Origin of the sequence: Lonsdalea britannica (genome assembly GCF_946477055.1) — a bacterium.
Taxonomy (GTDB): domain Bacteria; phylum Pseudomonadota; class Gammaproteobacteria; order Enterobacterales; family Enterobacteriaceae; genus Lonsdalea; species Lonsdalea britannica_A.
On record NZ_CAMKXG010000194.1, the window covers coordinates 1 to 6692 of the forward strand.

Below are 6692 nucleotides of genomic sequence, written 5' to 3' on the forward strand. Positions count from 1 at the left end.
TTATAAATACCGAAATGTATTATTTCAGTGGCAATGATGAATATATATATATGCATTTCCCTATTCGAGGATATGCTCTTAAAACGCATCAGGATAATGAGCCATTAGTCATAAAACTGACTCAAGGAAGTACTCTAACAGAAAAGGAGTATGACCATCCCCTTGTTGCTGAACTACGACAAAACAGATTATTAGGCAGCACATTAAAGTCTGCTCCGGTCATGCAGGATTTGCCGGAATTCAGGCCCATCGAAGCAACCCTTCTTCTGACGGAAAGTTGTAACCTTGCATGCAGCTACTGTTATGCGAAAGCAACCACTCATAAATTTTCGCCAATGCCGCGAGATATTGTTAAAGGTGCCATTGATCTGGTTATCGAAAATGCCAAAAAACATAAAAATAGAACCGCCGAATTCCGTTTTCTTGGTGGTGGTGAACCTACGCTAGAATGGGATTTAATCGTATGGTCTACACATTACATTCGTTATCGGGCAGATGAAGCAGGCATTAAACATTGGATCCGACTTATAACTAATGGTGTGTTAATCAATGATGAAAAAGCCCGCTGGATTTCGGACAATATTCATTATGTGACGCTCTCATGCGACATTCTTCCTGAACTGCAAGTTAATCGTGCGTTTCCTAATGGTAAAAATTCGCATAAAGCCGTCATGCGTGCGGCTCAACTGTTATGTAAGTACGGCGTTCCCTGCCATTTCCGTACAACAATTTCTTATACTGCTTCTGGCCGGTTGCAGGAGATGGTGGAGTATACCCATAAATATACTGAAGTTAAGACCATACGCTTTGAACCTATGGCAGAAATTGGCCGCGCCAGCGACACAGAGATGAACAAACCAGCACAGCAAGACTTCGTTGATGCATTTATTGCTGCTTATAAGCTTGGAAAGCAATACGGAATATTGGTCACATCCAAGATGATGACCAATATTCAACGCCGCTCAACCCGGTTCTGTAATGTCGAATTTGCGATTACGTCTGAGGGTAATATAGCGGGCTGCCACCGCTACAGTCGAAAAAACGATAGCGGTTTCGACTTTTACCATATCGGAGCTTGGAATGGACAAAAGTTCAATTTTGATATGGAAAGAATTAATAATCTGCGACAAGTAGACACTAGGGCGTTTCCACAGTGTCAGAATTGTTTTGCGAGGTGGAGCTGTGCGTCAGGCTGTCTTTCTGCGCGTATGCATCATGGTGAAATTAGCCAGACCGGACCACTGTGCCTCCTTACTCAGGAGTTGCTGAAGTTCAGCATCAAGGAAGCATTGAACGCATAATATTGTGCTGAATGCTGTCATTAAAGCTTTATCGGAGTGATTCTTTATGAAGAAAGACAAGCTGGAAGACGTTAAAAAAGAACCTGTCAATACGGATAAACACATTGACACGCTCAAATTTATTTCAACTGACGAAGATGAGCAAGAAGGGAATTTTGAGTTTCTTTGCTGCCGAGGTGGTACACATTCTCCTGGCATGGGAGGTCCGAGCACCCGATGGTAATGAACTCTGCATTATAGCTGTCGAAGCTTAGTAATGATGGCAACTCCGGTTGCCATCATCATTTCTACATCAAGGAATGTATATGCTCAAAAATTTGTTCCATTTTTTTGAAAACTTAATTAATCCCTTCCCAGGAAAGGATGCTGCATTTCTGCAGAACAAAAAAGGGCTCTGGTATTTAATTAAAAAAATTAAAGTTATTGTCGTGCTGATTGCCCTAGCCGGACTAATTAAAGCTGCCGTGGATGTCTGCGTGATTTATACCGTGGGTCTGGTAATTGATTCCCTGAACGGCACTCTGTCACCTGCCTCAGTTCATTTGGCCACTCAAGAGCAGTTGTTAATAATTGCCGCGTTACTGTTTCTTGTCGTTCGTCCGATCGTTTCACTAAGCCTAGGGTTGATGTGTGACCAGTGTCTTCGTGCCCGCTTCAGCCCAATGGTCCGATGGATGTTCTACAATAAGGTCGTCAATAACGACCTTGTCTTTTTTAATCGTAATCATGCCGGAAAAATAGCGTCTGCGGTCTGGCAAGCTGGGCAGGCTGTAACAGAATTTTTACTCAGTACATTGCATATGGTGTGGTCAAATGTCGCTTATGTCATTCTGACTCTAGGATTTATGAGTGTCATCAATATCTGGTTCACGGTAATAATTTTCCTCTGGCTCGCACTTTATTTGTTCCTTTCGATGAAATACGCCCCGGAAATAAAAAGGCGCTCCCGCAAATCAGCCGACGCTTCCAATGTAATAAATGGCCATCTCGTCGATATATTCTCCAATATAATTAACGTTAAATCATTGTCGCCACACGGTGACGATCGCGAATTTGTCCGGGAAAAATTGAGCGATTTTATTAGAAAAAATGAACATTTTCTGCGGGCGATAACAACGGTAGAAACACTTTTGCTGCTTACCAGTTCTGCAGCGATGGTGGCAACCGGCTATACCTGTATTTTCTCATGGCATAATGGCCTGCTCTCAGTCGGTGAGATTTCAGTTGTTTTCGGTCTGGTTTTTCGCCTTGAGGGCCAGTTGGCCGCCTTAATGGATCAACTCACCGGAGCAATGCGAACGTTGGGGCTGTTCAATGCTTCTATTGAAGCGGTGCATCACCAAAATCAGGTTGTTGGGGGGAATGTTCCTACACCCTTGGGTGGTGTAACTGGTGACATAGAACTTTGTGACCTGCATTTTCAGTATGAAGCCGGAAAACATGTGATCCGGGGAATGAATATGCATATTCGGCCGGGGGAGAAAGTAGCTATTGTAGGAGAATCTGGTTCCGGAAAATCCACACTAGTCAGTTTGTTAATGCGGTTTTATGATCCGACTGGAGGTAAAATTATGCTTGATGGTACGGATATCAGGCAGTTATCCCTTAGTGATCTGCGAAATCAGTTCAGTATAGTGACTCAGGATAATATCCTTTTCAATCGTACTATCTATGAAAATATCACTTTTGGTTGCTCTAATTTCAGCGAAGATGATGTTCTGAAGGCGGCACAAAAAGCTAAGGCACTGGATTTTATTCTTCAGGCAACAGACGGCACCAATACGGGCTTTGATACCATGATCGGCGATCGCGGTGTCAGATTGTCTGGTGGGCAGCGCCAACGACTCAGTATTTGTCGGGCCATTTTGCGCAATGCTCCAGTGCTGATTCTAGACGAAGCCACATCAGCCCTCGATTCCCTGACGGAGGCTGAAATCCGTGATTCGCTTAATGATGCTATGACAGGGAAAACAGTAATAGCTATCGCTCATCGTTTGTCATCAGTGATCGCGATGGACAGGATTATTGTTCTGCAGAAAGGCCTCATTGAGGAAGAAGGAACTCACAATGAGCTGGTTCAACAGGAGGGAAGTTATTACAGCCTGTGGAAGGAGCAAGCCCGTCCATGACGCCACATTCACTAATATTGCCGCAGGAGCTTCTTACCTCTTCCCTCTATCAGTCACAATGGCATCTTCACGGACGCACGACAGACGGTCAACGTTGTCGTTCAGTTAATGCCGAACAGGCGTGGTGTCGCCTGAAAGGCTATGGTCGAGACGACATTGTTATTGCATTTGCGGATGATGGCTGTCAAATGGATGCTGTAGCCTCCGGCATCGATGATAAATTTGCGGCAGCGGCTTTTCTGGAAAAGGGCAAACTTGTTTATGCCACCCCGCAACAGATTAAAGCGCAAATGTTTGTTCCAAGACATCGTCACGGAACCGCTCTCGCTGGTTTGATAGCTGGAGCTATGGATACGGGCTTTCCTGTCGGGGTTGCTCCAGGGTGTCGTCTGTTACCCGTGCGCTGGGAATACGATAAGCGATTTCGTATCACTCAGCAGGGTTTTTATACTATTTTAAAGGCTCTGGAAGATAAAACAGATATTTTCATTAACACCTGGGCCAGCCTGCCACATATGAAATTCTCGGATAAGACCATTGGTTTGATACGTGAACTGTCACGTCAAGGAGGGCGCCGTGGTAAGGGGATTCTCTTTATTTGGGCAGCTGGAAACTCGGGTTGTCCTATCCAATTTCAGGCAGACTCTCCTATTCCTTATGCAGGCTATGTGGAAAACAACGTATTCTGTGATGGGCGGTACTCCGCTGAATTTACGCATTCCTTGTGCGGTCTTGAAAATGTAATGACCGTCGCGGCGATTAATCTACATGGTCGCCGAGCACACTACTCTAGTTACGGGCCGGGCATTTCCCTGTGTGCTCCCTCTAACAATAGTCACTGCTTTGATGCATTTCCTTTCAATGAGCCCGGCTTAACCACACGCTCCAGTGATGTTGAGGGGTATACCCATAACTTTAAAGGTACCTCCGGCGCTGCTGGTCTGGTGGCAGGGGTCGCAGCACTGACCCTTAGTGCTAACCCTCAACTGAATGCCTGTGAACTGGCTGGTATATTGCGCCGCACTGCAGTTAAAAACCTTGACTTCCGGCCTTATGAGGAACACCTCTATTTTGCACCGGCTTCTTCCACCGGACAAGTAACAGATTTACCTCTGGTTCCGTTCCGAAATGGGGAATTCAATTCCAATGGATGGAGTCCTTGGTTCGGCTATGGACTGGTTGATGCAGAGCAGGCGGTCATTGCAGCACAGACTATGGATGTAAAAAAATCCAGCTAATTAGCCTTGGCCCCTTAGTTTTCTTGAGTTCCTACGTATAACTCCAATTTACGGCGGGAGAGTTTTTATCATGCCGGAATTCTGTTTCTGAATGGAACAGGGTTTTGGGTCGAGGTCAATATACTGACTATGCCCCAGTGAGGGGATAAGCCATGCGCAAAGCCCGACTTACTGAACACAAGATCATCGTCGCCTGAAACAGGTGTTGGCCGATCTGAGTCTGGAACGCGGAGTATCGAAGGACGGCATCGAAAAAAAAGCTTTAAAACCAGCGATAAAACGCGAGCTTGTCAGCTATCTGACCACGGTGGTTGAGCGTTATCCACGCTATGGATTCAAAAAGTTTTTTCAGGTGCTTCGCAGGCAGGGGTTCGTATGGAACCACAAGCGCGTACACCGGATTTACTGTCTGCTTAAACTGATAAAATAAAACAGCGTCTGCCTGTACGTAACCTGGCTCCGCTGGCCATGCTGGAGATGCTTAACTAGAGCTGCTTGATTGATTTTATGCACGATGCGCTGACATGTAGCCGACGCTTTCGGACCTTCAACGTCGTCGATGATTTTAACCGCGCAGTTCTGGCCACCGAAATTGACCTGAATATCCCGGCGCAGTGCGTTGTGCGGGTTCTGGACAGAATAGTGGCAAACCGGGAAGATGCGCATGGACAACGGATCGGAACTGTATCATTGGCTCTGGCGCAATGGGCTGAAGACTACGGCGTGATGCTGGAATTTATCAGTCCGGGTAAACCAACGCAGAACGTATTTATCGAACGGTTTAACAGAACGTCCCGGACCAGAAATACTGGATTTTTATCTGTTCAGAACACTGAATGAGGCAGGGAGATCACAGATTGCTGGTTGACTGAATATAACAGCGAACGACCTCATGAGTCCCTGAATAACTTGACACCGGAAGAATACCGGATGATGGCTGAGAAACCGAAACTCTCAAAAAGTGCGTGGAACTAAAACGGGTGTGCTTACACTATGTCACGATTAATAAGTCGGAAAATGCAGCCCCGCGACACCAACAAAAACGCCCTGAAAACAGGGCGTTGTAGCATCCTGCGGAGCAGGGCGGAATTTACTCGATATTCTGAATCTGTTCCCGCATCTGCTCAATCAGCACCTTAAGCTCAATGGCTGCGGCGGTGACGTCGGAGTTAATGGATTTGGAGCCCAGCGTGTTCGACTCGCGGTTAAACTCCTGCATCATGAAGTCCAGACGGCGGCCGACGGCTTCCTGCTTGTTGAGAATTTTGTAGGTTTCCTTCACGTGCGCTTCCAGGCGGTCCAGCTCTTCGGCGACGTCGACGCGTTGCGCCATCAGCACCAGCTCCTGCTCCAGCCGGTTGTTCTCCAGCTGTACCTGCGCGTCTTCCAGTTTGCTGACCAGCTTTTCACGCTGCCATTGCAGGATGTTCGGCATGTGCGCGCGAACTTTGACGACTTCGGCGCTGACGCCCGCCAGACGCTGTTCGATCAGCGCTTTCAGCGCGTTGCCTTCGCTTTCGCGGGCGGCGATGAAGTCATCCAGCGCGCCTTCCAGCGCCTGCATCAGCTCGGCGCTGATGGCGTCGAGATCTTGCTCTTCCGCCGCCATCACCCCCGGCCAGCGCAGGATATCGACCGGGTTGATTTCCCCTTCGTCGCTCTGCATCTTGACCCACTTCGCGGCTTCCACCAGCTGTTTTGCCAGTCGTTCGTTCATGATCAACGAACCCTGCGCGCGCGGATCCAGCTCGAAGCGCAGGTTGCATTCGATTTTGCCGCGCGTCAGCCGGTTGCGAATACGTTCGCGAACCACGGGCTCCAGACTGCGGAACTGCTCCGGTAAACGGATGTAAGTTTCCAGATAACGTTGGTTAACGGAACGCAGCTCCCAGGCTGCGCTTCCCCACTCGCCTTTGATTTCTCGTCGTGCGTAAGCGGTCATGCTACGGATCATCGGTGCGTACCTGTCAGAAAATGATGGAAGGATTATAACGTTGCGGGATACGTCATGATAGCAAAAGCGG

The 6692-nt window shown here is 47.6% G+C and carries 6 protein-coding genes and 1 pseudogene; 6 read left to right on the top strand and 1 reads right to left on the bottom strand.

The genetic code is table 11. The features are described 5' to 3' along the window. From Q7O77_RS12735 to Q7O77_RS17000, 6 genes and pseudogenes are all read left to right on the top strand, one after another. On the top strand, positions 1–1301 hold a 1301-nt coding region (locus Q7O77_RS12735; protein WP_369696222.1), incomplete at its 5' end, for a radical SAM protein. Between the two features lie 46 nt (positions 1302–1347). Continuing rightward, entirely contained in the window at positions 1348–1524 is a 177-nt protein-coding gene (locus Q7O77_RS12740; protein ID WP_304167877.1) for a hypothetical protein, read from the top strand. An 82-nt stretch (positions 1525–1606) separates the two neighbouring features. Continuing rightward, entirely contained in the window at positions 1607–3430 is a 1824-nt protein-coding gene (locus tag Q7O77_RS12745; protein WP_304167880.1) for an ABC transporter ATP-binding protein, read from the top strand. Further along, positions 3427–4668, top strand: a complete 1242-nt coding sequence (locus Q7O77_RS12750; protein WP_304167883.1) for a S8 family serine peptidase — start codon at positions 3427–3429, stop codon at positions 4666–4668. The genes Q7O77_RS12745 and Q7O77_RS12750 overlap by 4 nt, the downstream gene beginning before the upstream one ends. A 352-nt stretch (positions 4669–5020) precedes the next feature. Further along, positions 5021–5098: a hypothetical protein gene (locus Q7O77_RS12755; RefSeq protein ID WP_304167889.1), complete on the top strand. Its 78-nt coding sequence runs from the start codon at positions 5021–5023 to the stop codon at positions 5096–5098. A gap of 77 nt (positions 5099–5175) precedes the next feature. Continuing rightward, positions 5176–5643 (top strand): annotated as a pseudogene (locus Q7O77_RS17000) (transposase). Between the two features lie 115 nt (positions 5644–5758). Here the strand turns inward: Q7O77_RS17000 and Q7O77_RS12765 are convergent. Continuing rightward, entirely contained in the window at positions 5759–6622 is an 864-nt protein-coding gene (locus Q7O77_RS12765; RefSeq protein ID WP_304167886.1) for a YicC/YloC family endoribonuclease, read from the bottom strand. Between the last annotated feature and the right edge of the window lie 70 nt (positions 6623–6692).

Coding starts and splice junctions, on each gene's coding strand:
- Q7O77_RS12740 (WP_304167877.1), top strand. CDS start 1,348: ATGAAGAAAGACAAGCTGGAAGACGTTAAAAAAGAACCTGTCAATACG.
- Q7O77_RS12745 (WP_304167880.1), top strand. CDS start 1,607: ATGCTCAAAAATTTGTTCCATTTTTTTGAAAACTTAATTAATCCCTTC.
- Q7O77_RS12750 (WP_304167883.1), top strand. CDS start 3,427: ATGACGCCACATTCACTAATATTGCCGCAGGAGCTTCTTACCTCTTCC.
- Q7O77_RS12765 (WP_304167886.1), bottom strand. CDS start 6,622: ATGATCCGTAGCATGACCGCTTACGCACGACGAGAAATCAAAGGCGAG.